The organism is Paenibacillus athensensis (assembly GCF_004514475.2).
Lineage (GTDB): Bacteria > Bacillota > Bacilli > Paenibacillales > NBRC-103111 > Paenibacillus_AL > Paenibacillus_AL athensensis.
This window is the reverse complement of the sequence record NZ_MYFO02000007.1, coordinates 52,583-79,271: the sequence shown is the minus strand read 5'-3', so window position 1 is coordinate 79,271 and position 26,689 is coordinate 52,583. Positions and strand designations below refer to the sequence as shown.

General features: G+C 57.8%; 12 protein-coding genes. 10 read left to right on the top strand and 2 right to left on the bottom strand.

All coding sequences use genetic code 11. The features are described from left to right. Window positions 1-21 precede the first annotated feature (21 nt). The 4 genes from B5M42_RS14460 to B5M42_RS14445 all read left to right on the top strand — a co-directional run bounded on the left by B5M42_RS14460 (window position 22) and on the right by B5M42_RS14445 (window position 3,545). Window positions 22-837 carry an ABC transporter ATP-binding protein gene (locus B5M42_RS14460; RefSeq protein WP_134749758.1) on the top strand — a complete coding sequence of 272 codons (816 nt, stop codon included), beginning with the start codon at window positions 22-24 and terminating at the stop codon, window positions 835-837. Further along, entirely contained in the window at window positions 834-1,610 is a 777-nt protein-coding gene (locus tag B5M42_RS14455) for an ABC transporter permease (RefSeq protein ID WP_134749756.1), read from the top strand. The genes B5M42_RS14460 and B5M42_RS14455 overlap by 4 nt, the downstream gene beginning before the upstream one ends. 140 nt (window positions 1,611-1,750) lie before the next feature. Then, complete coding sequence (locus B5M42_RS14450; protein WP_209280653.1) at window positions 1,751-2,968, top strand: MFS transporter; 1,218 nt, start codon at window positions 1,751-1,753, stop codon at window positions 2,966-2,968. A gap of 49 nt (window positions 2,969-3,017) precedes the next feature. Beyond that, window positions 3,018-3,545, top strand: a complete 528-nt coding sequence (locus tag B5M42_RS14445) for a GNAT family N-acetyltransferase (RefSeq protein ID WP_134749754.1) — start codon at window positions 3,018-3,020, stop codon at window positions 3,543-3,545. A 92-nt stretch (window positions 3,546-3,637) separates the two neighbouring features. Here B5M42_RS14445 and B5M42_RS14440 read toward each other — a convergent pair whose 3' ends face one another. Further along, window positions 3,638-6,607, bottom strand: a complete 2,970-nt coding sequence (locus tag B5M42_RS14440; protein WP_167689616.1) for a family 43 glycosylhydrolase — start codon at window positions 6,605-6,607, stop codon at window positions 3,638-3,640. A gap of 1,071 nt (window positions 6,608-7,678) precedes the next feature. On the opposite strand from B5M42_RS14440, the gene B5M42_RS14435 reads away from it, so the two are divergent. After that, the gene (locus B5M42_RS14435) at window positions 7,679-8,179 is read left to right on the top strand and encodes a discoidin domain-containing protein (RefSeq protein WP_134749752.1); all 501 of its coding nucleotides are present in this window, start codon (window positions 7,679-7,681) and stop codon (window positions 8,177-8,179) included. Between the two features lie 260 nt (window positions 8,180-8,439). Here the strand turns inward: B5M42_RS14435 and B5M42_RS14430 are convergent, their stop codons facing one another. Beyond that, complete coding sequence (locus tag B5M42_RS14430) at window positions 8,440-9,390, bottom strand: NAD(P)-dependent alcohol dehydrogenase (protein WP_134749750.1); 951 nt, start codon at window positions 9,388-9,390, stop codon at window positions 8,440-8,442. A gap of 178 nt (window positions 9,391-9,568) precedes the next feature. On the opposite strand from B5M42_RS14430, the gene B5M42_RS14425 reads away from it, so the two are divergent. The 5 genes from B5M42_RS14425 to B5M42_RS14405 all read left to right on the top strand — a co-directional run bounded on the left by B5M42_RS14425 (window position 9,569) and on the right by B5M42_RS14405 (window position 26,468). Then, window positions 9,569-10,204 carry a TetR/AcrR family transcriptional regulator gene (locus B5M42_RS14425; protein WP_134749748.1) on the top strand — a complete coding sequence of 212 codons (636 nt, stop codon included), beginning with the start codon at window positions 9,569-9,571 and terminating at the stop codon, window positions 10,202-10,204. A gap of 107 nt (window positions 10,205-10,311) precedes the next feature. Further along, window positions 10,312-12,033, top strand: a complete 1,722-nt coding sequence (locus B5M42_RS14420; protein WP_134749746.1) for a DUF2207 domain-containing protein — start codon at window positions 10,312-10,314, stop codon at window positions 12,031-12,033. 270 nt (window positions 12,034-12,303) lie between these two features. Beyond that, window positions 12,304-17,181 (top strand): S-layer homology domain-containing protein, encoded by a 4,878-nt coding sequence (locus B5M42_RS14415; protein ID WP_134749744.1) that lies wholly within the window; start codon window positions 12,304-12,306, stop codon window positions 17,179-17,181. Window positions 17,182-17,451: 270 nt separating this feature from the next. Next, window positions 17,452-23,442, top strand: a complete 5,991-nt coding sequence (locus B5M42_RS14410; protein ID WP_134749742.1) for an Ig-like domain-containing protein — start codon at window positions 17,452-17,454, stop codon at window positions 23,440-23,442. 308 nt (window positions 23,443-23,750) lie between these two features. Beyond that, window positions 23,751-26,468, top strand: coding sequence for a LuxR C-terminal-related transcriptional regulator (locus tag B5M42_RS14405; RefSeq protein WP_134749740.1), 2,718 nt, complete (start codon window positions 23,751-23,753; stop codon window positions 26,466-26,468). The last annotated feature ends 221 nt before the right edge of the window (window positions 26,469-26,689 follow it).

The window sequence follows — 26,689 nt, the reverse complement described above, 5'->3', positions numbered from 1 at the left end:
AACAGAAAGGAGAATAAACGGATGACGATAGCTAACGCGGTTTCCACAACTATCACCATCGAACAGCTCGACAAGAGCTACGCAGAGCTGACGAAACCCGGCAAAACCGGCGACATTCATTACATTATTAAAAACATCGATTTGGTGGTGAGGGGCGGCGAATTTTTTGTACTGCTCGGACCAAGCGGATGCGGCAAGTCTACGCTGCTTAATATGATTGCCGGGTTCGTCGCCAAGTCCGGCGGCCGCCTGCGCGTAGGCGATACCGATATTGATCGGCCGGGATGGGATCGGGCCGTCGTCTTTCAGCAAGCGGATGCTGCTTTGTTTCCTTGGCTGACGGTGCGTCAGAATGTCGAATTCGGGCTGAAGATGCGCAAAGCACCCAAGGAACAGCGTCAGGAAGTGGCCGACCGCTTTATTCAGCTCGTTGGCTTGTACGGGCATGAAAAGAAATTCCCGCGCGAGCTATCCGGCGGAATGAAGCAGCGGGTGCAGCTTGCGCGCGTGTTGGCTAACGATCCGGGCATTCTTCTGATGGATGAGCCGTTCGGGGCTTTGGACGCGATGACGCGCCGCCTGATGCAGAAGGAACTGTCGCAAATTTGGCGCGAGACGGGAAAAACGGTCATTTTCGTCACCCACGACATTCAGGAGGCGTTGCTGCTCGGTGAGCGGATTGCGGTGATGTCTGCCGGACCGAATGCGCAAATCTCGGATATTTACGAGGTGCCGCTTGCCTATCCGAGAGAAGCGACCTCACCCGAATTCTATGCGCTGCACAGGCGGATTCAATCTCATTTTGACGCTGAGCTGGAAGGAGGGGTCTACCCATGAGCCTCTTCGCTAAGAAAGGGGTCGTTATTCCGTTGCTATGGCTGTTGGCCCTGCTCATCTGGCAGGCGGGCGAGTGGCTGTACGGTCCGGAAATTGTGCCAGGTCCGGTTGCGACCTGGAGGGGAGCGCTGGAGCTGCTGCAAGACGGCTCGCTGTTATCTTACATCGGCGTCAGCTTCTATCGGGTATTCGTCGGCTGGGCGCTTGGCAGCTTGATTGCCGTGCCGATTGGGCTGATCATTGGTAAGGTCAAGGCGATTCGCTTATTCGCCGAGCCGTTCCTGAACTTCATCCGCTTTATTCCGCCGATCGCTTTTATTACACTGTTTCTCGTCTGGTTTGGCATCGGCGAGCAATCCAAAATTGCGCTGATTACCTACGCAACGCTGTTTATCGTGATGATGAATACGTTAACCGGGGTACTGGCTGTTGAGGAGGATAAAATCCGCTCGGCCCGCAGTATGGGCGCTTCGGAAGGGCAAATATTGCTGCATGTCGTCATTCCGGCCACGGTGCCGTATATTTTCACGGGCATTCGGCTGGCGATGGGTACTTCCTACATGGCCATTATCGGCGCCGAGATGATTGCCGCCAATGAGGGCGTCGGTTTCCTGATCTGGAACTCCAGGCTGTTCTTCCGTACGGACTGGATATTCGTTGGGCTGATCAGCCTGGGGCTGATGGGTTTCGTGACCGATCGCCTCGTTGGCTGGGTAGGACGCAAGACGCTGCGCCGCTATGGCATTGTCAGTTCGGGACCGCTCAAACGGTAGCTGGCCCGGTCGCAATGGCTCACTCCTTCGCGGATGTGGGCTTTTTTGGCATATCGTTTATAATAGACTTTATCGATTTGCGGGAAGGGACGGACCGACCACGATATGAAATCTGCATACAATAAAGGGCGTGAGTAGCTGTGTTCAAAAATAACGATTCTGTGCTGAGCCACCCGTCGTTCAACAAGTTCTGGCTCGCGCGGATGTTCTCTTCCAGCTCGTTTCAGATGCTGTCTGTGGCGATTGGCTGGCAGATGTATGATTTGACGCATGATGCGTTCAGCTTGGGTTTTGTCGGGCTGGCTCAATTCGTGCCGATGGTGCTGCTGACCTTCGTCGTTGGCCATGCTGCTGACCGATTCGACCGCCGGCGGATTGTTTATGTGTGCCAATTCATCGAGGCGCTGATTGCCGCGGTTCTGCTGTTTGGCAATGTGCACGGCTGGTTGGGGCGCGAGACGATCTTTGCCGCGGCGGCGTTGCTCGGCGCTTGTCGGGCGTTCGAGGGGCCCACGTCGTCGGCTTTGCTGCCGCAGCTGGTGCCCAAGGCGAGGCTGCAGCAGGCGATTGCGTGGAGTACGTCGGTCGGCCAAACGACGCAAATTGTGGGGCCGGCGCTGGGCGGCCTGCTGTTCGCACTGGGGCCGGTGGCGCTTTATGGTACGGCCGCACTGGCTCTTTTTGCCGGGAGTGTGTTGACGTTCTTGATTCGCACGACGCCCGTGGAACGCAGGCTTGAGCCGGTGACGATGAAGTCGGTGTTCATGGGCCTGTCTTTTATTTATCGGCACCCGGCAATTCTCGGGACGATTTCGTTGGATCTGTTTGCGGTGCTGCTGGGCGGGGCGACGGCGCTGTTGCCAATATTTGCGCAGGATATATTGCATGCGGGTCCGGTGGGATTGGGGCTGCTGCGAACCGCTCCCGCGGTGGGGGCGTTGCTGATGTCGATTGTGCTGGCTTATTATCCGTTGCGGTCGGCTGTAGGTTTGAAGCTGTTCGGGGCGCTGGGGATTTTTGGGCTGGCGACGATGCTGTTTGCCATTTCGCGGAATATGTACGTTTCGCTATTTGCGCTGCTGCTGGTCGGGGCGTCGGATGTCGTCAGTGTGGTCATTCGTTCCTCTCTCGTTCAATTGCAGACGCCGGATGAGATGCGCGGCCGGGTGAATGCGGTCAATTCGCTGTTTATCGGCACGTCGAATCAGTTGGGTGAATTTGAGTCGGGGATTGTAGCCGGGTTGATCGGCGCGGCTCCCGCTGCGCTGGTTGGCGGCATCGGCACGCTGGTGGTAGCCGGGGTGTGGATGTATGTGTTCCCGTCGCTGCGGAAGCTGCGGTCGTTGGAGGAAGGGTGAACGGCATGTACGACTGGCAAAGATTATGGCAGAAATGGTGGTTTGAAGAATGCTCCTTAAACCGATTTGGCAAACGGAAAAACTCCTCATTACCGATATAGCGTTAGAGGAGATTCATGATTTGCAGCATCTTTATGAAACGAGCAGCAACCTGCTGCATTGGGATGGTCGGGAACCTGACCCTGCCTATGTGAATCAGTGTTATCATGTGGGGGATTTGCCTCCAGATGGCTTGAAGGAGAACTACAAGCTGCAAGCTATCAAGCGAGGAAAGGAGCTGGTTGGCTTCATCAGTTTGTATCATGGATATCCGCATGCCGATACAGCTTATCTGTCCTTTCTGTGTATGGGCAATCACTTCAAAGGGCGGGGCTATGGGCGTGAAGTCGTGCAGCAACTGGTGAGCGAGCTGCAGGCTCTACATTTTAAAGAAATCAGAATCAATGTATCGTTAAAAAATTGGCAGGCCTTGCGATTTTGGATTCAGAACGGGTTTACTAAGCTGAACGGCATGTACGGAGATCGTGAATATTCCAAAGAAGCAACTGGCAGCTTGGAATTATGCCGCAGCATATAACGGCTTCTGTTCCGGTAAAAGCAGACGCACAAAAACCGTTGGACAGCAAACATGATGTTTGCCGCTCAACGGTTTTGTTTTGGGGGTTAATGTTACTGATAAATCTGGAACTCGGATATTTGACCGGCGGTAGCTCCGCTGTTGGCTGTAAAGTTCAGCCGCACGTATCGGGCCGATGCGCTCGGGAAGGTAATCGTTACCGTATTGGCGCTCGGATTAAACGTATAGGTAGCTGAAGAAACCAGCGTGCTATAGGTGCTGCCATTGACGCTGCCCTGCACGGACAAGGTTTGGGTGCGCGAGCCCCAGCCAACCGGCAGTTGAAGCGTCACTTTGCTGACACTGTAGGAGCTGCCCAAGTCGACCGTCAGCGTGTTCGGATACGAGTTGGCCGGACCTTCCCAATATGTGGCTTGATTGCCGTCGTTGGCGTTCGAAGCTCCATAGACTTGAGTATGGCCGCTTTCGGCAATGCTCTTGTTCAGCGCCAGATTCGCACCCGGAGTAGGTGTTGGAGTTGGCGTCGGCGTCGGCGTCGGCGTCGGTGTAGGCGTTGGAGTTGGCGTCGACGAAGCTCCGCTGTACACCTCAAGCTCCGAAATTTGAGCGGCAGGCCAGCCGGTGTTAGCTGTAACGTTGATGCGCACGTAACGCGCCGATGTGGCACTGAAGTTGATCGTTACCGTGTTAGCGGACGGATTGAACGTGTAGTCCGCAGACGCAACGATGTTGCTGAACGACGTGCCGTTGGTGCTGCCTTGGACGGAAAGGGTTTGTGTGCGCGAGCCCCATCCGGTCGGCAGCTTCAGCACAACCTGATTCACGTTGTAGGAAGCGCCCAGGTCCGCCTGCAGCCATTGCGGGAAGGAGCTGGTTGAGCTTTCCCAATAGCTGTTCTGGTTATTGTCGTTGGCAGCCGAGGCCGGATATGCGCCGTTCGGCGCACTGCTTGCCGTCATGGTTTTGTTCAACGCAAGATTCGTACCCGCAGGAGGAGCAGTCGGAGTAGGCGTTGGCGTCGGCGTCGGCGTCGGTGTTGGTGTTGGTGTTGGTGTTGGTGTTGGTGTAGGTGTTGCAGTCGGCGTCGGTGTAGGTGTCGCAGTTGGTGTAGGCGTCGGCGTTGGGGTTGGGGTTGGAGTTGGAGTCGGCGTCGACGAACCTGTGTATGCGACTGTAATGCGGTCCAGATTCACGTTGCCGGAATCGCTGGTGTCGTATTTGTACGCAATCGTATTGCTGCCTGCATTCAGCGTAACGGACTCCACTTTCGTGCCCCATGTATCCCAGTTGGCCAGGTTGGCGAGCGTCGTCTGACGCAGCTTCGTGCCGTTGACGTACAAGCTGAGCGTTTTGGCGCTGCCTGAAGCGTTGCCGTACTTCAGCGTCACGTTATGCGTGCCTGCCGAAGAAGCGTTGACGGTGAAGGTCGTGGTTGCTCCCTGCGTCCAGTAGCCGTCGACAAAGCCGCTTCCCGTGTAGCCTGTATGGTCGGTATTCACTTTCGCTCCGCCGGTCAGAGCTGCAGATTCGGCTTCATAATTGCCGCCGGCCGGCGTCGACGTTGGCGTAGGTGTAGGTGTTGCAGTTGGCGTCGCAGTTGGTGTTGCTGTCGGCGTAGGTGTAGGCGTCGAGGTGCCCGACGGATTCAGCGCTACCGTCACTTTGGATACGTTCGCGCCGCCCATGCCGCCGCTCAGCTTGATCACATTATTCGTGCCCGGCTTCAAATCGATCAGTCGGCTGGTTTTACCCGTGTAGCTGCCCCAGCCGCCGGTTCCGGGAAGCGAGAGGAAGTAGCCGTCGCCGGTCGTATCGCCGCTGGCATCGACCTTGAAGGCGGCTCCGCTGTCGCCGGAAGCGTATTGCACGGTAAGGACGGCTTTGCCGCCCACGCCGCCGTTGATGCCGCTGAGCTGAATGTAGGAGCCCGAGATATGCATGTTCTCAGCGATGCCGTTCGATTGCGTAGCCCCGCCTCCCACGGTGACGTTGCCGGCGTTCATTGCATAATCGGTTTTTTGCGTATAGGCGTCGTAGTTCTGGTTCACCATGTCGTAGTACTTGACCTCAGTAGCCGTAGAGCGCGGTCCGACAGCCGGTACGCCGGTATCGGTTTGAATGACTTTTTGAATCGTGCCGTCCGTATTGAAGGTAAGCTGATCTACGCAGACCGAGCGCAGCGTGCCGTTGGAAGAGATTTTCGCATTATGGTAAAAGAGATACCAGTTGCCTTTATATTGCACCACCGAGCCGTGAGACGTATCGCTGCCGAACACCGGGTCGAGCAGAACGCCGCGGTTGGTCCAGGGGCCGAGCGGATTGCTGCTGGTAGCATAACGCATCTGGTTGCCGCCTGGCGAATGATTGTCGGCATACATCATGTAATATACGCCGTTGCGCTTGAATACCCAAGAAGCTTCGTGGAAGTCCTGCAGCTCGGTAAATTCCTTGATGGCCCCGTCCAGCGACATCATATTGCTGCCCAGCTTGACGCCGTATGCGTGCGAGCCGCCCCCGACATACAGGTAGTAGCTGCCGTCGTCGTCCTGGAATACGGCCGGGTCGATCATGTTGCTGCCGGGCAGTCCCGAAATGTAGCCTTGCACAGTAAAATCCTTGTTCGGCTTGCTGCTGGTCGCTACGCCGATCTTCCATGTATCGTTCCAGTTCGTGCCGCTCGGATGCGGGAAATAGAAGTAATAAGTGCCGTTTTTGTAGGCGGCGTCGGGCGCCCACATAAAGCCGCCCTCCGGACGTCCCCAGGATACGTCGTCGGCGCTGACGATCTCGCCTTCGTCGACCCAGTCGACCATGTTGTCGGACGAAAAGACGTGGTATTTGTCCATCAAATCGCTGCCCCGGGACGGGAACATGTCGTGCGACGGATACAGATATATCCGCCCGTCACTCCACACATGCGCCGATGGATCGGCGGTAAAGATGCTCGTAATTATCGGATTGCCGGACGTAACCGTGTCGGCGGACGCCGAAGACGCGGCCCCGAACAGGCCGGAAACCAGCAAGAGTCCGGATAACGAGGCGCTCAGAATTTTTTTTCTCATTAAAAAATGCCTCCTCAGTATGAAAGATGCCAATCGGTGTTGCTGTGCCGGACCGGCTCCCGCCAGACCGTAATCGGGATTTGCGCATCACCTCCTGTCAAGGATGGAGCCAAAGACAAGCCAGAACGCAGAGCCGGTTGAACGGATAACCGCCTGCTTGGAAAGTACGAAATACGCAGGCGGCGCAGCCGATTGCGCCGATGGAGCGCAGCGATTCGGGCCTGTCGCCGGAACCGCGGAAATGGTAACGATTTCATTTGTTGACGTGCAGAGCCCTGGACATCGACTGCCCGGTGCATCCGGTTGCACGCTGCTGCGTCGCCGAGACCATCACGGTTGTAAACCGAGCTGGGCAGGATTCCACTTCGCGCGCAGGGCCAGCGGGACGGAAAGCGGCTGGGAGAACAACCAGGCAAACGACAGCCTCTTCCATTGAAAGCGTTAACATTTTAGCCTGACCGTTGTGTCAGCCGGAGAACCCAGACGTCGGGTGCGGCTTGCGTTCTCCGTCAAGTCTGCTTCTGAGCTCTTGTCCGCTTGCCGCTGCAGAGCGCCGCCGCCACTTCCCGAGCAGCTGTGTGCGCGGTCCGGGCGTTAGCCGGTCGGACCAGGCGTAAGGAAGGGGCCGGGCATGGCGGGTCAACGGAATTTTTTGGCATTCAACCAAATAGTATCACTCCGGCAAAAGCTTGCCCATGTCGAATCTTACCGTATTTATTGCGTAGAATCCGCCACAGACGCTATGGAATTTCACTGTTAAAATACTAGAAGGGCTAGTAAACATTCCCTCATTAGGATAGCGTCGCCCAGCTAGGGTGTACGCTTTTCATGAAGATGGGGCGCAGACTGGCCTGCAGCATACGCAATGCCCATCGATCACACAAACTCCGCAGCGGATGAAAAAGGACGGCTTGTCCGGACCGGGATATCGTGCGTCTGTCGGACCATTCGGGAAGGTGATACGCACACAACGAGCTGTATGTAAATGAAACGCAGAACTGATCGGTTGCCAACAGTAGGTGAATCTCGCGTTTTCGTTTCTCCACTTTACCATTTCCTAGGAGGTTATTAATGATGATGAAGGGTATTCCATCCCTGAAAAAAAGACTGACGACCGTTGCCGCTGCGGCTCTGCTGCTTGCAGCCACTCAACTGTCGCTTGCATCGAACCAAGCTTTCGCTTCTTACAACTATGCGCTGGGCCAATACACATGGGCAAGCAACGGAACTTCCAGCAATGCAGTGGACAATTCGGTTAGCACCATTTGGCAGCCTTCCTTCGGCGGCTCCGGCTGGATGATCGTCGATCTGGGCAGCGTGAAAACCATTAACCAACTCGTGGTCAAAGTGCCGTCCGTTGGTCATCTGGTTGAATCCATTGCGGTTTCGACATCGACGGACAACGTCACTTATACGGCGCAAACATCGGCTACGTACGGCTTCTATTCCGCTAACGGGTATACCAACACGATTAATCTGCCAAGCGCTGTTACTACGCGTTATGTGCAGGTGAGCGTAGCGCCGGCGGGAACGGCAACGATGATCGGCGAGCTTGAAATATACGGACCTTAATCCACATCCACTCAATGAATAAGGAGGCATTCACATGTAGTATACGGGCCGTAACAGGCTCGTTGACGAGCTTCCGGCGGTTCGACCAGCCGGGGAATTCAATCAGGATAAACGAGGAAGCGGCAATCCAGCCGCTTTCTTTTTTTGTCGCCGGAATCGCTTAACTTGGTGTTTACACCTGCGCCGTTAAGCACAAAGCGACTGTGAACCCGGTTCAGACCGATTTCACAGTCGCTTTTTTCATCGGATCGTATGGCCATTCACTCCGTGTCGTCATGCTCCACCGATATAGCGACGCCGCCGCGCTTGCGTCCCCGTTCGACATAAGCATGGGCGGCTGCCAACTGCTCCAGCGGGAAGGTGCGGTCGATCACCGGCTGAACAGAGCCGGTCTCGATGATCTCCTTGAGCTTGGCCAGGCGCTGCCATTTCAACTCCAGCTTGCCGTCGTCGATGGATATGCAGGCCCCGTGCGGGCGCAGCGCCTGCTTGCACAACGCCTTAAGCGGCGAGCTCTTGGCTCTCCCTGCCGTATCCAGCATGCAATCGTAGCGCACGCCGACAGGTAGAGCGGCATCGTCCTGCGTGTAGTCGATCACGTTGTCCGCGCCCAGCGACCGGACAAATTCCACGTTCCGTGTACTGCAAACGCCGGTGACGGAAGCTCCGTAATATTTGGCCAGCTGAACGGCCATCGTGCCGGAGGTGCCTGACGCGCCGTAGACGAGCACGTGCTGCCCGCGCCGGATGCCGCCTTCCTCGATGCGCTGCAGAGCCAGCAGCCCGCCATATGCCGCAGCTGTCGCTTCCTCGAAGCTGATTGTGGCCGGCATGGGGGACAAGCAGCCGTACATGGAGTCTTTTTCCTTCATGCAGGTATATTGGGCGTAAGCGCCAAGCCCGAAGCCGGTTACCCCGTAGACCCGGTCTCCTGGCTGAAAACGCCGGATATTGGGGCCCACCGATTCAATTTCGCCGGCCACAACCATGCCGAGGATCGGTTTTCTCGGCTTGGTCAGCCCGAGGAACAGCCGCATCGGCAGCAGGAAACGCAGCGGCAATTGCGAGCCGCGAATATAGATGTCGCTTGCGGTCACCGCCGTAGCGCGGATTTTGATGCAAACCTCGTCCTTTCCGGGGGAGGGCTTGGCGACGTCCGCCAGCTGAAGCACCTCCGGGGGGCCGTATTTGGGACATACCACAGCCTTCATCCGATCAGCTCCTTTGTACGTGCGCGCCTTTTCCAAGGGCCAGCAGCCATAAAACCGCAGGTTGAATTCGAGGCGGGCGTTAATTATACTCTAAAGTGTAAATAAGCAGCAGTCAACTGTTAATTGCACTATTGGGTGTAATTTTAACTGAGCTATCAGGAGAGGATGGTCGTCAGCTATGGACCAAGTGCCCGCAGTCAAAAAAAGAGATACCCGCAAAAAGCGCGAGTCCATCCTGAACGGCGCCGTTCAGGTGTTTACCGAAATGGGCTACGATCACGCGAGCATGGACCGGATTGCCGAGACGGCGGGCGTTTCCAAGCGGACGGTATATAATCATTTTCAAAATAAAGACCATCTGTTCCAGGCAGTCATTGCCAAGTTTCTAGCCGAACAGCTAAGTCTGAAGCAGATTCCCTACGCGCCTGGCCAACCGCTGGAGGAGCAGCTGACCGCATTTGCGCGTGCCGAGCTTTTTTTGATCAACAGCCCGTCCCGGTTAGGCTTGTCGCGGGTGCTGACTTCGGTTTTCATCCGGGATATCGACTATGCCCGCAGAACCCGGGAGCAATATGCTTCGCCGCATGCGCCCTTTATTCAATGGCTGATTGCCGCGCATGAAGACAAGCAGCTCCATGTGGACAATCCGCCGCTCGCCGCAAGCGTATTCTACGCGATGATTGAAGGGGCGCTGACTTGGCCGGCGTTGTTCCAGCAGGAGCTTGACGAGGCTCGCATCAAGCCGCTTCTGGACGAGCTGTTGCGTACTTTTTTGCAGCGCTATCGCAAGGAATCGGTCGAAAATCGTCGGTAATCGCGTTATTTGCTCGAATTTTCGACGCAAACCCTTCTATTAGCCGGTTAAATATGGTATATCAAAGTGGACAGTGTTAATTTGGGGAATCGGGAGGAATACAGCCTATGACCGTAGCGGCGAGAATCGTTGGATGCCTGTTTGCCTTCTTATTGCTCATATCCGTTCAGCCGGCTTATGCCGGGGAGCGTGCTTTCCGTATCAGCGAGTCGGCGATTCACGCCACCGTTGACGGCGCCGGCAATTTGCAGGTAGAGGAGCAGGATACGTATGATTTCGATGGAGCGTTTAACGGAATTGTTGTGGCGTTGGATAGCTCCGGTTCCGACGGCATTGAACATTTTCAGGCGTTCAAGGTTACAGAAGCCGAGCCTGTTCCGCTTCGCGCCGAGCGGACGGAAGCAGACAACAGGCTGACGTACAAGATCTATGAATCATCCCAAGATGAATCCAAGGTATTCCGGTTTACGTATACGGTCAAAAACGTCGTTCAGGTATATGCGGATACCGCTGAATTGTACTGGAAATTTTTCGACGAGACGAACCCCAGCGCCATCGAGCAGGTGAATATCGATCTGGAGCTTCCCGCAGCCGTCAAGACGGAGGAGATTGAGGCGTTCGGACACGGTCCTGAAGCGGGCAAGCTGGAGAAAGACCACAATCTGGTTCATTATCGGCTTCAGCCGCTGCCGTCCGGTGAAATGCTGGAGGTTCGCGTCCTGTTTCCCGGCTCGGCCGTACCTGACAGCGCCCGCGTCAGCGCCGACTTCATGCTGGACGCGATTCGGGAAGAGGAAGCGGGCGCGGCGGGGGATCAGGGCGGAGATGGCATTGAAACCGTGTATGGCGCGGCTATTCTGCTGCTGCTGAATGTACTTGCCGGAGCCTATATCAAATTCGGCAGGACGTTCCGCTCTGAGTGGAGCGGTCGCTATTATTCCAAGCTCCCGGACGATCCGACACCGGCAGTTGTCGGTTATCTGATGAACTATCGGGTGAAGACCGACGTGCTTGTCGCCACATTGGCCGACTTGGTGCGCAAGCGGTATATCGATATGAAGCCTCTTCCGTCGCAAGGTGACAAGCGTAAGCAACCGAATTACCAGTTCTGGCGGTTGAAGCAGGATCAGGAGGAGCTGCAGCCGCATGAAGCCAATCTGCTGGAATGGCTGTTCACCGAGATAGGCCAAAACGATCATGTCACGCTCGCTAATATTCGCAACTATGCAAAGAAGCAGTCGGGGGCGTTTCAGAAGCGCTGGAGCGAGTGGCAGGAAGAGGTCAAGAAGACCGCGTTCCGGGCCGGCTACATCGAGCAGGTGAAGTGGCCGCGTCGGGGGATTCTCCTTGCAGCGGTTGTGCAGATTGTCGGGCTGTTGTTTTTCGCGCCGTCCGATTGGAAGTGGCTGATGATTTGCGCGATTCCCTTGCTGCTGTTCATTCCGCGAAGCCAGCGCAGGACGCGCGAAGGTCAAACCGCGTATGCGAAATGGCGGGCATTCAAGCGATTTTTGCGCGATCACAAGCGAATGGAGGAGCAGAGCTTGTCTGCTGTCGATGCTGGGGGGGCGTATTTCGTGTATGCGATTCCGTTGGGCGAAGCGAAGAGGGCTGCAGCGCTGATTCGACTGCAGAGCTCGGGGACCTACGAGGAGACCGCTTATTTGGACTCGACGTCTTTTTATATGCATTATGAGATCTGGGACTCTTCGTTCAAACAGACGTTTGTCGATATGTATCGGTCCGAAGCGTCTTCCGACGGCTCCGGCGACTCATTCTCCTCCGGCGGCGGCGGGGGTGGCGGTGGCGGCGGCCGAGATGCATTCTAACGGTAGCCAAGCAGCCGATGGCCTGACGGAAGCGGGCCGGACAAAGCGAGAAATGCGAGGATGCGCGAAAGCGTCCGGATCGCGATAAGTAAGGACTGGGGCACTGAGCCGGGAGGCGGGCTGCCCTGGTCTTTTTTTATGCAACCGATCCAAGCATCTAAATATTATAAATGATATAAACAATATATAAAATGAATATTGATTATATATATAACACGGCGTATAATCGAACTTGTCTGAATTAAGCGCTTTCAACAAAGGAGTGGGGATATGAAAGTGAGCAGTTTGCAGAAAAAATTAGCCCTTTGCCTGTCGTTGGCAATGGCCGTTCCGGTTGGCGGCCCTGTGTGGGCAGCCGCTTCTTCGGGAGGTCCGATGCAGCCTGCGGCAGATATGGCGACTCATTGGGCCGCGCAAAGCGCCGACAAGTGGCGGCAGCTCGGAGTGATGAACGGTTACGAGGACGGCGCCTTTCGCCCCGACCAGCCGATCACCCGAGCGGAATTCGTCGCGCTTGTGAATCGGATTTTCGGATTTCAAGAGGCAGCCTCCGAGCCGTTCGCAGATGTGGCCGCGGATAGCTGGTATGCAGAGGATATGGGCAAAGCGAAGCAGGCGGGGTACTTTCAGGGGTACCCGGGCAATCTGGCCAAAGCCGACGCCCGGATTACCCGCGAAGAAGCGATGACGCTGCTGGCGCGAGTGTTTCAATTCGCCTCCACCGGCGGGAACGGGAATGCGGTTTTTGCGGATGACGGCAGCATTCAGGATTTTGCCTATGAAGCTGTTCACACGCTGATTGATCAGGGATATATGCAGGGGTACGAGGATCATTCGATCCGGCCGGCTGCCCCGATCACCCGAGCCGAGGTCGTCACGTTGCTGGACAGAATGGTGGCGCGCTTATACAATCAGGCCGGTGAACAGACCGAAGGCCGTGTCGACGGCAACGTAGTGATGAATCATGCCGGCGTAACGTTGAAGAATGCTGAGGTTAGCGGCAGCTTGTACATCACTGCGGGAGTAGGCGAAGGCGATGCCAAGCTTGATCATGTGCATGTCGACGGGCCGGTCTATGTATCGGGCGGCGGCGAGCATTCCGTTACGTTTGCCGATACGAACGTCCAGCAGGTGATTATCAATAAGATGGGCAAGCTCCGTTTAGTAGCGGAAGGCTTGACCTCTATGCATAACGTGGTGCTGAACAGTCCGGTCAGGCTGGAGTTGTCCGGGCAAACCGAGATCGACGACCTGGAGGTGAACCGGCCGGGAGAAATCGTAGTTCCCTCGGGAGCCGTGGTCAATCGTCTGACGATCGGCTCCGGCGCGCAGGGGGTGGCGATTGACGCCAAGGGGACGATCAAGCAGGTAACGGTAGGTGCGGAGAACGTCAAGATCAACGGCCAGGCCGTAGGCAACAATCAGACCGTGCAAATCGATGAGAACGGTAACCTGACCGTGGGGGCTCCTGGCGAAGCGGGGCCGGGACCGCAAGCTGGCGCTGCAGGGAACGAAGCAGGTGGAGGAGCTGGGAAGGACAATGCCGGGACCGTTATCGCCAGAGCGATTTTTGACCGGGATGATTCGGGCTTTACAGTAGCTGGGGCGTATCCGGCCGACACGGTTTCGGGTGCTGCTTATTACGACAGTGAGATCGGCAACGGCGCTTTGCGCGTAGACGCCTCTTTTACGGATTCCTCGCAAGCTTGGCAGGAGGTTATGATCAAAGGGCCGGCGATCGAGCAGGCCATTCAATTGGGGGACCAGTACAAGGCCAGGTTTACTCTGTATGTGCCCCAATCGCAGGTTCAGCAGCAGAACGCTGATCTGAATTCAATTCTGGTAAGACCCAGCGTGATGTTTGCGCCGGATTTGAATCCGCGGTTTGGAGCGGGGACAACGGACCGGAAGCTGAGCAGCCTTCCGACGGTTACCCTCAATAATAAGACTTATTATCGGTATCAGGTCGAAGTCGACATCAAGCAGACGACCAAGGCGGCGGGCAAGGAGCTTGCGCTCGGTCTGGCTTTCGGTTCATGGGTCTATACCGGACCGCTGTATGTGGACGATGTGATGCTGCTGCGAGTCAAAAGCGCCTCCGATTTTACAGCGGCACCGTCGGTGCTGTCTCATTTCATCACGGCTTCCGGAGACAAATTGTATGACGGCGACCAGGAGTTCCGGTTTATCGGATTCAACGTTCCGGGTTTGCATATGATTGAAGATCCGGTCTGGCATTTCCCGGATGCCTGGGAGCAGGAAGACGCGATCCGGTCGATGGCCCAAATGGGCGGCAATGCCACTCGCATCTATACGCTTTCCGTAACGGGAGGAAAAAACAATTCAGGCGGCGTCAAGCGCTCGCACGTTATTGCGCTGGGCGTATTTGACGAAGAGATGTTCAGGGCGCTGGACCGGGTCATGGCGCTGGCCAATCAATATGGCATCCGGGTGATTATTCCGTTCGTCGATCAATGGGATTGGCAGGGCGGCATTGCCGAATATGCCAAATTCCGCGGCAAGACAGCGGATAAATTCTGGACCGATCCTCAAATACGTGACGATTTCAAAGCAACCATTTCGTATTTGCTCAATCGGACGAATGTCTACACCGGAGTGAAATACAAGGACGACAAAGCCGTCCTGTGTTGGGAAACAGGCAACGAAATTTATCAAGCTACCGATGCATGGACCACAGACATTGCCGCGTACATTAAAAGCCTGGATCAGCAGCATCTGGTGATGGACGGTAAGGGCGGCGTACTTGTCGAATCGCTGAATAACCCGAACATCGACATTATTACGAGCCATTATTATAACTATAGCGATCCTTCGCCATTTGTGGGCCGTTTACAGGCCGACCGCGCCGGAACAAAGGGTAAAAAACCGTTTGTGCTGGGCGAATTCGGCTTGACCGATTTGCCGGACATGATCAATACCGTGGAGGAAGCCGTAAGCGACGGCAGCTCCGGGGCGTTAATCTGGAGCTTGCGGTTCCATAATAAAGACGGCGGCTTCTACTTCCATAGTGATGGCAACCAGCCGGTGACGAGCCGTTCGTATCATTGGCCGGGATTTGCCGAGAACGACGACTACTACGAGCGTGACGTGATTCGGATGATTCGCGAGAACGCCTATGCCATCCGCGGGTTAAGCGTACCTGCCGTTTCGGTGCCCGATGCGCCTGTTGCGCTGCCGATCAAATCGTCCTCACGCATTAACTGGCGGGGCGCTACAGGAGCGCAATCGTATGACATTGAGCGGGCGGAAAGCCCGAACGGCCCGTGGACGCTGATCGCTGCCGGTGTATCCGACAGCAAGGCGTTGAACAGCTCCAGTGCGCTGTACGCGGATGCCACGGCCGAGAACGGGGTCGTCTACTATTATCGCATCAAAGCGAACAACGAATCGGGCGTCTCCGCTCCTTCCAATGTGGTGGCGGTCGTCAATACCGGCGTGACTGCCGGCAACGGCGATAGCGAGAACCTCGCATGGACGAAATCGGCGGTTTCCAGCTCCGACGACGGTTACGCGGGAGACGCGTCAGCGGCCGTAGACGGCGATCCGTCGACACGATGGGCCTCCACGTATCACGACGACGAATGGCTGAAGGTCGATTTGGGCGCGACGTATAAGGTGAACCGCGTTCATATTTTGTGGGAGTCGGCCTTCGGCAAGGCCTATCAAATCGAGGTTTCCCAGGACGACCATAACTGGATCCCGGTGTACGCCCAACTGAGTGGTACAGGCGGAGAAGAAGAGGATGTTTTTGCCGGCGTCCGCGCTCGTTATGTCCGCATGCACGGCATCAAGCGTGCGACGAAATACGGTTATTCGATATATGAGTTTGAGGTTTACGGGCAAAAGGATCAGGCTGGGGATCAACAGTCGCCTTCAGCGCCGGCTTCGCTCAGCAGTCCTTCCCAGACCGATTTGAGCGTCAATTTGTCCTGGACGGCAGCTTCCGACAACACGGGCGTAACGGGATATCTCGTCTATCAGAACGGCGTGCTGGCAGACCGGGTAACCGGAACAACCTCAACCGTGGTTGGCCTGTCTCCGGGAACCGAATACAGCTTTACAGTGCGGGCGACAGATGCGGCAGGCAATATGTCTGTCGAGTCGGCGCCGCTGACCGTAAGCACGACGGGCGAGCCTGTTGAAGCCATGCGGAACCCCGAGGTCGTGGACCGCTTCGACACGTATGCGAGCGACGTCAAGCTTAATGAAGCCTACGGAAGCAAAGGGGCCGCCAGCACGGCTGTTCTCGTGCCGCGTGACAACGGCAAGGCGCTGCAATTGGCAACTGCGTTCTCCGACAACACCTACACCGGCTTGGAAAAAGATCTGGGCGATCTGGACTGGACCGCCTTTGAGGGCTTGTCGTTCTATCTGAAGTCGGACGGCAGCGGCCAAAAGCTCGTGATTCAGCTGAAAGCCAACGGCATTGCGTTTGAAGCCTATCCATCGCTGAATACCGTTTCCGAAGGAACCGTGCGCCTGAAATTCAGCGACTTCACCCCGGCGCCTTGGGAATCGGCCGACCGTCAGTCCGCTTTGCTCCAGAGCAATCTGAACCACATCACAACGATGGGAATTTATATCAATCAGGTGGACGGTAACCATTCGCCGGTTCAAGTGGTTCTGGACGATATCGCGGCAACCGAGGTGCTTTACAGCTTCGATGCTTCGACGGAAGGCTGGAGCGGGCAATTGAATTACGGAGCGGGCTTGTCCGTCACCACTGCCGTTTACGGAAACTCGCAGGGATTAGCGGCCAACATCGATTTGGTGGATCCCGGCAGCGACCCCGGGGCGTTAACGAAGTATGCGATTCAAGTCTACCCCGGCACTCCATTGAATTTGACGGGCAAAAAGCAGCTGACGCTAACCGTGCGTGCGGCAGCTGATCCGGGCAGCAGCCTCGGCAATGAATTTGCCGCTAAGCTGTTCGTCAAAGATGGCGGATACGGTTGGCATGACGGCGGCAGCCACGTATTGACAGACGGCGCTGCAACGACGTTGACGATCGATTTGTCGGACATCGGAGATTTAAGCGAAATCAAGGGACTGGGCGTTGAGTTTGGCGGCTCGACCGGTTGCTCCGGGACCGCACAATTGTTTATTGATCATGTGGTAGTCGAATAAGCCGATAAGGTATAAAAGGGCTCCTTTCAAGGTGCAGGTGGTATCAGCCTGAGCTTGAAGGGAGCTTTTTTTGTATAGGTCTAACTCCATTTCCAAATAATTCTCTAGTCTTGAAGTTGACAAAAACGTTGCAATAATATTAGGTATTTAATACTATTAAAGCAGGTGTCTTTAGGTGTACTTATTTTTTTTTTGTCCACATGATGAAGTCAGCGGTATTAGTTCCAAATCGGTTTGCACCTATTTCCAGTCGAGAAAGAAGGGGTTTCCATGTTTTTTCGGTATATGTCCTCGTTATGGAGGAAAAGGGCGCTGCCCAGCCTGTTGTTGCTGACCGTACTGGCGTCTTTGGCGCTGCCTCCGGGGATATCGCAAGCAGCATCGGTCAACGTGATCGATATTAACAGCAATGCGATGAGCTTGTCGGGCGGCACGCTGATTTCGGGTACGGCCGGAGCGCTGAACGCAGTATACAGCTACTCCAACGTGATTACCGTTGGTTCGGTCACGGTATCGGCCAAGATTACCATTACCGAAAGCAACGGCGCGACGCTGGACAAAATGGACGATGAAGCGACGTTTCCCTCCCGTCTGAATCCGGTGGTCACGACCGCCAGCGGGACGGGCTCGGCGACGCTGAAGGTGGAGTTTTTTAATCAAAGCACCGGGGACCCGGTAGCACTGAAAAACTTTTTTGTCACCGTTATCGATATTGACGGCAGCAGCTCGACGAAAAAAGAGTTTGTAGAGCTGTCGGGCTTCGCCAGCTATACGACGAATAATCCTACGGGCTTGACGATTGGCGCAGGCTCCAACGGACGCACGCAATTTGAAGGCATCAGCTCCTCGCTGAACGGTATTACCTTTGAAGATTCCGCTTCATTTATCGCTAACTACACAGCGCCGATCAGCGTGATGAATGTGGTAGTCGGCAATAAGGGCGTTTTGTCAGGCCGGCAATTTTCCATTAATTTTGGCGCGATTGCCGTCACCGATCATTTTACCAATCCGCAAACGGTTAGCAATGCCAATGCGCCGACACTGACCGTGGCCATTAACGACGGCGGAGACGGTAAAGTGGAGAGCAGCTCGGAAATAGCAGCGACGCCGATCGGCGGCACGACCAATGCGGGCACGGGGCAAACCGTATTGCTGGAAGTCTCGGACGGAGCCGGGCATACTGGCTCATATTCCGCTGTGGTGGCGGGAGACGGCTCGTATACGGTGGATGCGAACCTCACCGCCTTTAACTATGGAACCATTACGGTAAAAGCCGATGTAGTGAACAGTCAGGGCAATCCGGCCCCGACCGCAACAGACACGACGCTGAAATCCAATCTGGCGCCAACAGCGACCGGAGGAAGCAAGTCGACGGATGAAGACACGCCGGTGAACGGCACTTTGACCGGCAGCGACGGCAACGGGGACAACATCACCTATGCTATCGATACGATGCCCGCGCACGGTACAGCGGTCATCACCGATATGACGACAGGCGCGTACACCTACACGCCTGATGCGGATTATCACGGCAGCGACAGCTTCACCTTCAAGGTAAGCGACGGCTTGCTGACTTCGTCTGCGGCGACGATCAACATCACTGTGCTGTCGGTGAATGATCCGCCGACGGCAAACGGCTCCAGCAAGTCTACGCCTGAGAATACGGCGCTTAGCGACTCGGTAAGCGGCACGGACGCGGACGGAGACACGCTGACATATATGGCTGGAACCTTGCCGACGCACGGCACGCTGACGCTTAACACGGACGGTACATATACGTACACGCCGGCAGCCGGCTACTACGGCAGCGACAGCTTCACGTTTACCGCAAGCGACGGCAATGCCACATCGTCGCCAGCGACGGTGAGCATCACCGTTACTCATGTCAATCATGCGCCGACGACGGCAGACAGCAGCGAAACGACGGCTGAAGATACGCCGGTGAACGGTACGGCCACTGCGAACGACAGCGACGGAGACACGTTGACGTATACGGTGGTGATGCAACCGCAGCACGGCGCGGTCGTATTTGGCTCCGGAGCCTCCTTTACGTACACGCCGGATGCCAACTACAACGGTCCGGACAGCTTTACGTTCAAGGTGAATGACGGCACAGTCGATTCCAACACGTCCACGGTCAGCCTGACCGTCACAGCCGTCAACGACGCGCCGACGGTGAACGATTCCAGCAAAACAACGGCTGAGGACACCCCGCTCGACGCTTCCGTCAGCGGCAGTGACGTGGAAGGCAGCGCGCTGACTTATGCGGTGGTAACGCAGCCATTGCATGGCACGGTAACGATGAACGCCGACGGCACTTATACGTACACGCCGAATGCGAACTACAACGGTCCGGACAGCTTCACGTTCAAGGCTAATGACGGCAGTCTCGATTCCGCCGCAGGCACGGTGACGCTGACGGTGACGCCGGTGAATGATTCGCCGACAACGGGCGACAGCTCGGAGACGACGGCCGAGGACACGCCGGTGAACGGATCGGTAACGGCCGGCGATGTCGATAACGATACGCTGACGTACACCGTGGTGACGCAGCCGCAGCACGGTACAGTGACGTTGAACGCCGACGGTACTTACACGTACACGCCGGATGCCAACTACAACGGCCCGGACAGCTTTACGTTCAAGGTGAATGACGGCACAGTCGATTCCAACACGTCCACGGTCAGCTTGACTGTCACAGCGGATAACGACGCACCGACGGTGAACGACTCCAGCCAAACGACGGCTGAGGACACCCCGCTGGACGCTTCGGTGAGCGGCAGTGACGTGGAAGGCAGCGCGCTGACTTATTCGGTGGTAACGCAGCCATTGCACGGCACGGTAACGATGAACGCCGACGGCACTTATACGTACACGCCGAATGCGAACTACAACGGCCCGGACAGCTTCACGTTCAAGGCTAATGACGGCAGTCTCGATTCCGCCGCAGGCACGGTGACGCTGACGGTGACGCCGGTGAACGATCCGCCGGCCGCGGACCCGGCTGCGGTGTCGCTGGAGGCCAATACGCCTAAACAGGGGACCTTGACGGGCCAGGACGCGGACGGCGATTCGTTAACCTTCACCGCCGTTACCCAGCCGTCTCACGGGACATTGGTTCTGAACCCCAACGGTACCTATACGTATACGCCGGATCTGGATTTCGGCGGCAGCGACAGCTTTACGTTTAAAGTGAATGACGGCAGCGTCGATTCGCCGCCGGTCGCCGTTACCTTGACGGTGAATCTGCTGGAAGGCTGGGCAGGCAGCCGGGACGTCAGCGTCACAACGCCGGAATGGGTCGTTGCTCCCGACAAACCGCTGAAGCTTTCGGCGTTAACGTCGATTTCCGCGACGGAAGTTAAAGCCGTGATGGACTTTGACGGCCCCGACGCGGATTCGACCAATGACGAAATCGGCTTGACGCTGGTGAACCCGGGCACCTATTTGACAGACGGCTACAAAAAATGGGAAAACGTCGTCTACCGCCTGCCGGCCCAAGTAGCCGAAGGCAGTCATGCCGCGACGTTCGTCGCTTCGGACGCCAACGGCCCACTGTCGGCGGAGCCGGCCGGCAAGCTGCTCAACAACCGTTACACGGTGGTCAAATATATCGATCTGGACGGCGTGATCGCCGACCGCGATACCCAACAGCCGGTTGCCGGGGCACAAGTCACGCTGTACGACCCGACTGGCAAGCAGGTAGTCGGAGGTCCGGTGATTACGGACGCGGGCGGTCATTACAGCTTCCCGCATGTGCGTACCGAGCAATACTTGCTTGTGGTGAAAAAAGACACCTACGCCAGCCGTTCCCGAGCGCTGGACGCCCTGCCGGGAGATGCGGCCAACACGGTCATCCATCAGGATTTTGAGCTGGTGCGTTATATTCTGACCTTGTCGGCGAACCCGAGCTCGCTGGTCGGGGACGGTGTGACGACCTCGATGCTGACGGCGATTCTGACCGATATGGACGGTCATCCGCTGGCTGGCGTGCCGATCACCTTTACAGCGCCGCTGGGCACCTTTGTGGGTTCTGCGGTGGCGACGACCGACGCGAACGGCAAAGCGACCATTCAATACAAGTCGGCCAAAATCGAGGGGATTTTATCCCAGCAAATTCCGGTAACGGCAACCGCTGAAGATAACGCCAGAGCGATCTACGCGCAAGAGCAAATCATCGTCACCTTCGAGCCGGCTTCCGTATCGGGCATCGTCGCTTCGACGACAAACGGAGTGCGCACGGTGTTACCGGGCACGAAGGTCAAGGTAACGAAGGATTTTGACAATGACGGGATTATCGATTTTGCAGCGGAAGCCGTAACCGATGTGAACGGCGCATACAGCTTGGCCGTGCCGCGCGGCGACGTGCAATACGATGTCGAGGTCATCAAGACGGTGACCGTCGGCAATCAGACGAAGGAAATCGCCTTCAAGCAGACAGCGGATGTCGGCGCGGTAACCGGAACGGGCGGAGAGGTCTTTGACTCGACGAAAACGGCGACAGGCGTTCTGATCACGCAATTGCCGGGCGGCGACAAGAAGCTGATGGACGAAAACAGCCCCGACGACCAGCAATTTGCAGCGCAAGTGCGCATCAAGCTGCGCGATCCGGTTACGAAAAACTTTGTAACGGTAGGCGGTCAAACCTCCTTCCCGCTCAGTGCGGACGGCGTATTCAATATCCCGGGACTGGGACTGAATCAGGAGTATGAGCTGGCGATTGTGTACACGATCCCGGATGCAGCCAATCACGGGCCGGATAAAGAAATTATCGTCAATTCGCTCGATAATGCCGGCTCGCTGCCCAAAATCAAAGTAGCCGCCAACGGTGAAATGAATATTCTGGATGAGCTGATCGACCCTTATGGCGACATTACCGATTTTAATACGCATACAGCGATTGACGGTGCTTTCGTGAAGCTGTATTACGCGAATACAGCCCGCAATATCGGCAACGGGGTTGTGCCGAACACCGAGGTTGTGCTGCCGCTGATTCCGGGCTTTGCCCCGAACGACAACGCGAACCCGCAGACGAGCCGTGACGGCGGTAAATACGCCTACATGGTGTATCCGACGACGGACTATTATCTGAAGGTCAGCGCACCGGGCTACGATACGTATACGAGCCCTGTAATTCCGGTGGAATTTGCAATTGTACGGCATGATGTGGTGATGAAAAAAAGCGGCGGGGGCGGCGGCGGTCCGATCGGTCCAATCGATCCGATTGTTCCGGCAGCGCCTGTTGACGGGAAGCCGAATGTCACCGTAAACGTCAGCATTGAACGCAGCAAGCAGGCAGAGAGCACTACCGGCATCGTGAAGGTGGCTTACCTGAACAACGGCACGGCTGGTGCAACCGGCGCAACGGTGAAGCTGACGATACCGGCAGGCGCTGTTGTTGTCGATGCCGACGGCGGTCAGGTTGAAGGCAATACGATTACATGGCAGGCAGGCGATCTGGCCGTGATGAAGGGCGGCGAGTTCAAAGTCACGCTGCGCTATCCGGCGATTGATCAGGCGGAGGTACCGGCAACATTGGCGGCTACAGGCCAATCGGCTGACGATCAGGGACTGCTGGACGCGGCATTGGCGCAAGCTTCTGCGAAGATGATGCTGTTCTCCAACCGCTTCGGCGAGCTGAGCCATACGCGATATATTTTGGGATATCCCGATGCCTTGTTCCATCCGATGAACAATCTGACGCGCGCCGAGCTGGCGGCTATCGTCGCCCGGCTGCAAACCGGCGGCGCAACGACGCTGAAGGCCCAATTCAGCGATGTGCCACAGACGCACTGGGCGAGCGGCTACATTCGCATTGCCACAGACAGCGGCCTGTTCGACGGCTTCAACGACGGTACGTTCCGGCCGGATACGCCGGTAACGCGCGAGGAGCTGGCCGTGGTGATGACGCGCTTCCTCAAGCTGGACGTGTCGACGCCGATTAAGCCGCATTTCTACGACGCGCAAGGACGCTGGTCGACGGCAGCCATTGAAGCGCTGTATCGCAGCGGACTGGTGTCCGGCTACGAGGACGGTTCCTTCAAGCCTGGCAGCGCGATTACGCGACTGGAGGCCGTCACGATGATCAACAGCCTGCTGTTCAGAGGGCCGCTGACGAATGTGCAGCCGTCGTTCCCGGATGTGGATGCGACGAACTGGGCTTTCGGGCAAGTGGAAGAAGCGACGCGCAGCCATCAGGCGACGCGCGATGAGAATGGCGCCGAGCGCTTCACACAAGCGCTGGACGATCAGGTGGAGTAAGTTAAGCAGCACGATTCGGGCGCAGATGCAGTTGCAGACACGATCGGCTTGAGCGGTCTGCAAGTGGGCGGATTGTGCGATAGCAAAAGGAAAGCGGCGTGGGGAGAAAATCCCTGCGCCGCTTTTTTGATGTGTCGGCGGGAGGGGGGGCTCTTTTTCGGAGACGCGGCCAGATTCACCTTTACGCAGCGGCAGCAAACGTTTTATAGTTTGGGTAACGGCAGCGACGGCTTTATAGACAATAATGAAAGGGGCGTGCTGAGGATGCAAACGATGTGCAAAGGCTGTGGAACCGGGGGGCTTTGCCCATGAGCCTGCCTGTTCTGGCTGCCAAGCTGTTTATTCCTCCTGTCCGCGAGCAAGCGATCCGGCGGCCGCGGCTGATCGACCGGCTGAATGCCGGTTTGAACCGCAAGCTGACGCTGGTCCAGGCTTCTGCCGGCTACGGCAAAACCACGCTGATCAGCCAATGGGCCGCCTGCTGCGGCCGGCCGGTCGCCTGGCTGTCACTGGAGCCCGCGGATCGGGACTTAGCGCGCTTTCTGACGCTGCTGGCAGCTGCGCTGCAGGCGTTTGGCGCGCAGATCGGAGCCGGAGCCGCTCAGGCGCTTCATACGCCGCAGCCGCCCGATAGCGAAGCGGTGCTCACGATGCTGCTGAACGACCTTGCGGCTCATGCCTGCAGCGGTATGCTTGTGCTCGACGATTATCAGGCTGTGAGCGAGCCGCAGATCGACGCTGCGCTTTCTTTCCTGCTTAGGCATCTTCCACCGGAGCTGCATCTGGTCGTGGCCAGCCGCGAGCTGCCGAGCCTGCCGCTGGGGCGGCTGCGCGCCCGGGGCGAGCTGACGGAGCTGCTGGCGGCCGATCTGCGTTTTACGGATGCCGAGGCGGCTGCTTTTCTGGAGCAGTCGATGAGCGCTGCGCTTGCCGAAGCCGAGGTCAGCGCCTTGGCCGCCCGGACGGAAGGCTGGATTGCCGGGCTCCAACTGGCTGCGCTTTCTTTGCAAGGACGGGAGGGGCGCGCCGGTCTGATCGAAGCGTTTGCCGGAGATCATCGGTACATTGCCGACTATTTGGTCGAAGAGGTGCTGCAGCAGCAGCCGGAGGCGATTCGCAGCTTTTTGCTGCAGACGTCTGTTCTGGAACGGCTGCACGGTTCGCTCTGCGATGCGGTGACTGGGCAGGAGGGCGGCGGCGCGCTTTTGGAGCAGCTGGAGCGCGGCAATTTTTTTGTCGTTCCGCTGGACGATACGCGCAGTTGGTATCGCTATCATCATTTGTTCGCCGAGGCGCTCGCCGCGCACATGTCATCTGCCGGGCCGGAGCGGACGGCCGAGCTGCATCGCCGGGCCAGCGGCTGGTACGCGCAGCAAGGGGGCGTCGCCGAAGCGATCCGGCACGCGCTTGCCGCTGCGGACATGCCGCGCGCTGCTGAGCTGCTCGAACGCGCCTGGCCGCAGCTGCGCCGGGAGCGGCAGGAGCGCGAAGCGCTCGGCTGGCTGAAGGCGCTGCCCGAGGCGTTGTTTGCCTGCCGGCCCGTGCTCAGCGCCCAATACGCCTGGGCGCTGCTCGCCTGCGGCGAAGCCGAAGCCGCCCTGGAGCGGCTGCGGGACGCCGAGCGCTGGCTGTCGCCAGCGTCCGGCGAGCCGGAGCAGCCGGATTACCCGGCGAGTGCGAGGGTCGTGGCGGATGAAACGGAGTTCCGCCTGCTCCCGAGCACCATCGCCGGGTACCGGGCGGCTTACGCGCAGGCGCGGGGCGATGCGGCGGCAGCGATGAGCTACGCGCGCCAAGCGCTGGCGGCTGCGCCGGAGGACTGCCGCCTCGTGCGCGGAGCCGCCTCGGCGCTGCTCGGCTTGGCCTGCTGGACAAGCGGCGAGCTGGAGGCGGCCTACGAGGCGTTTGCCGGCGGCATGGCCGACGTGGAGCGCGCGGGCAACCTCTCGGACGCCGTGGGCGGGACGCTCGCGCTGGCGGACATCCGCATCGTCCAGGGGCGGCTTCATCAGGCGCAGCGCCTGTATGAGCGCGGCCTGCGGCTGGCCGGCGAGGCGGGCCGCCCCGACCTGCGGGGGACGGTGGACCTGCTCGTCGGACTCAGCGGGATTTGCTGCGAGCGCAACGACCTGCCTGCTGCCAGGGCGTATTTGGAGCGCAGCCGCGAGCAGGGCGAGCCGACCGGCTTTCCGCAGCACCCGTACCGATGGCGGGTCGCAGCGGCCCGCATCCGCGAAGCCGAAGGCGATTGGGCAGCGGCGTCCGAGCTGCTGGGCGAGGCGGAGCGGCTGTATGTGGGCGATTTTTTCCCCGATGTGCGGCCTGTTGCGGGATTGCGGCTGCGGCTGCTAATCCGGCAGGACCGCTGGCTGGAGGCGCTGGAGCAGCTGCGGGAACGGGGACTGGCTGCAGATGGCGAGCTGAGCTACTTGCGGGAGTTTGAGCATGTTACGCAGGTTCGGGCACTGCTGGCTCAATACCGCAGCGAGCGACAGCAGTCTGTTTTGAGCGCGGCGCTGACGCTGCTGGAGCGGCTGCTTAGGGCGGCGGAAGCGGGAGGAAGGACTGGCAGCGTAATTGAAATGCGGCTGCTGCAGGCTGTGGGCCGCTATTTGCAAGGCGACGCCGCAGGTGCGCTGCCCCCGATGGAGCATGCGCTGAAGCTGGCCGAGCCGGAGGGCTACGTTCGTCTCTTTGCAGACGAAGGGCGGGCAATGGCGGAGCTGCTGGAAGCGGCTGCGAAACGAGGGGGCGCGCGAGCCTATGTCCGCCGTCTGCTGGCGGCGTGCCGGCCGGAAGCGGCGGCCCGCCCGGAGGCCGGCGGGGAGTTTGCGCCGCTGCTCAGCGAGCGGGAGCGCGAGGTGCTCAGGCTGCTGGGCAGCGATTTGAGCGGCCCGGCTATCGCCTGCGAACTGCATATAAGCTTGAACACGCTGCGGACGCATACGAAGCATATTTATGACAAGCTCGAAGTCAACAGCAGGCGGGCGGCTGTCCGCAGGGCGAAGGAGCTGATCTGGCTGTAGCGGGCTGCCGCGTCCGTCCCGGCTTTTGTAAATGCACATAAATCCTTCCTCAGAATCACCATAACGGGTGATGTCAGCTCTCTTGTAAACCGTTATTGTTATAGAAGAATCGAGCCTGAGCGGAGCGGGCAGGAGGGCTGCGGTTGGGGTCCGACAGTTGCCGCTCGGTCGGGATCGCCTGGCGGAGCCGGTGTGGCGGGCGGAGCGGCGATGAGGCGGTG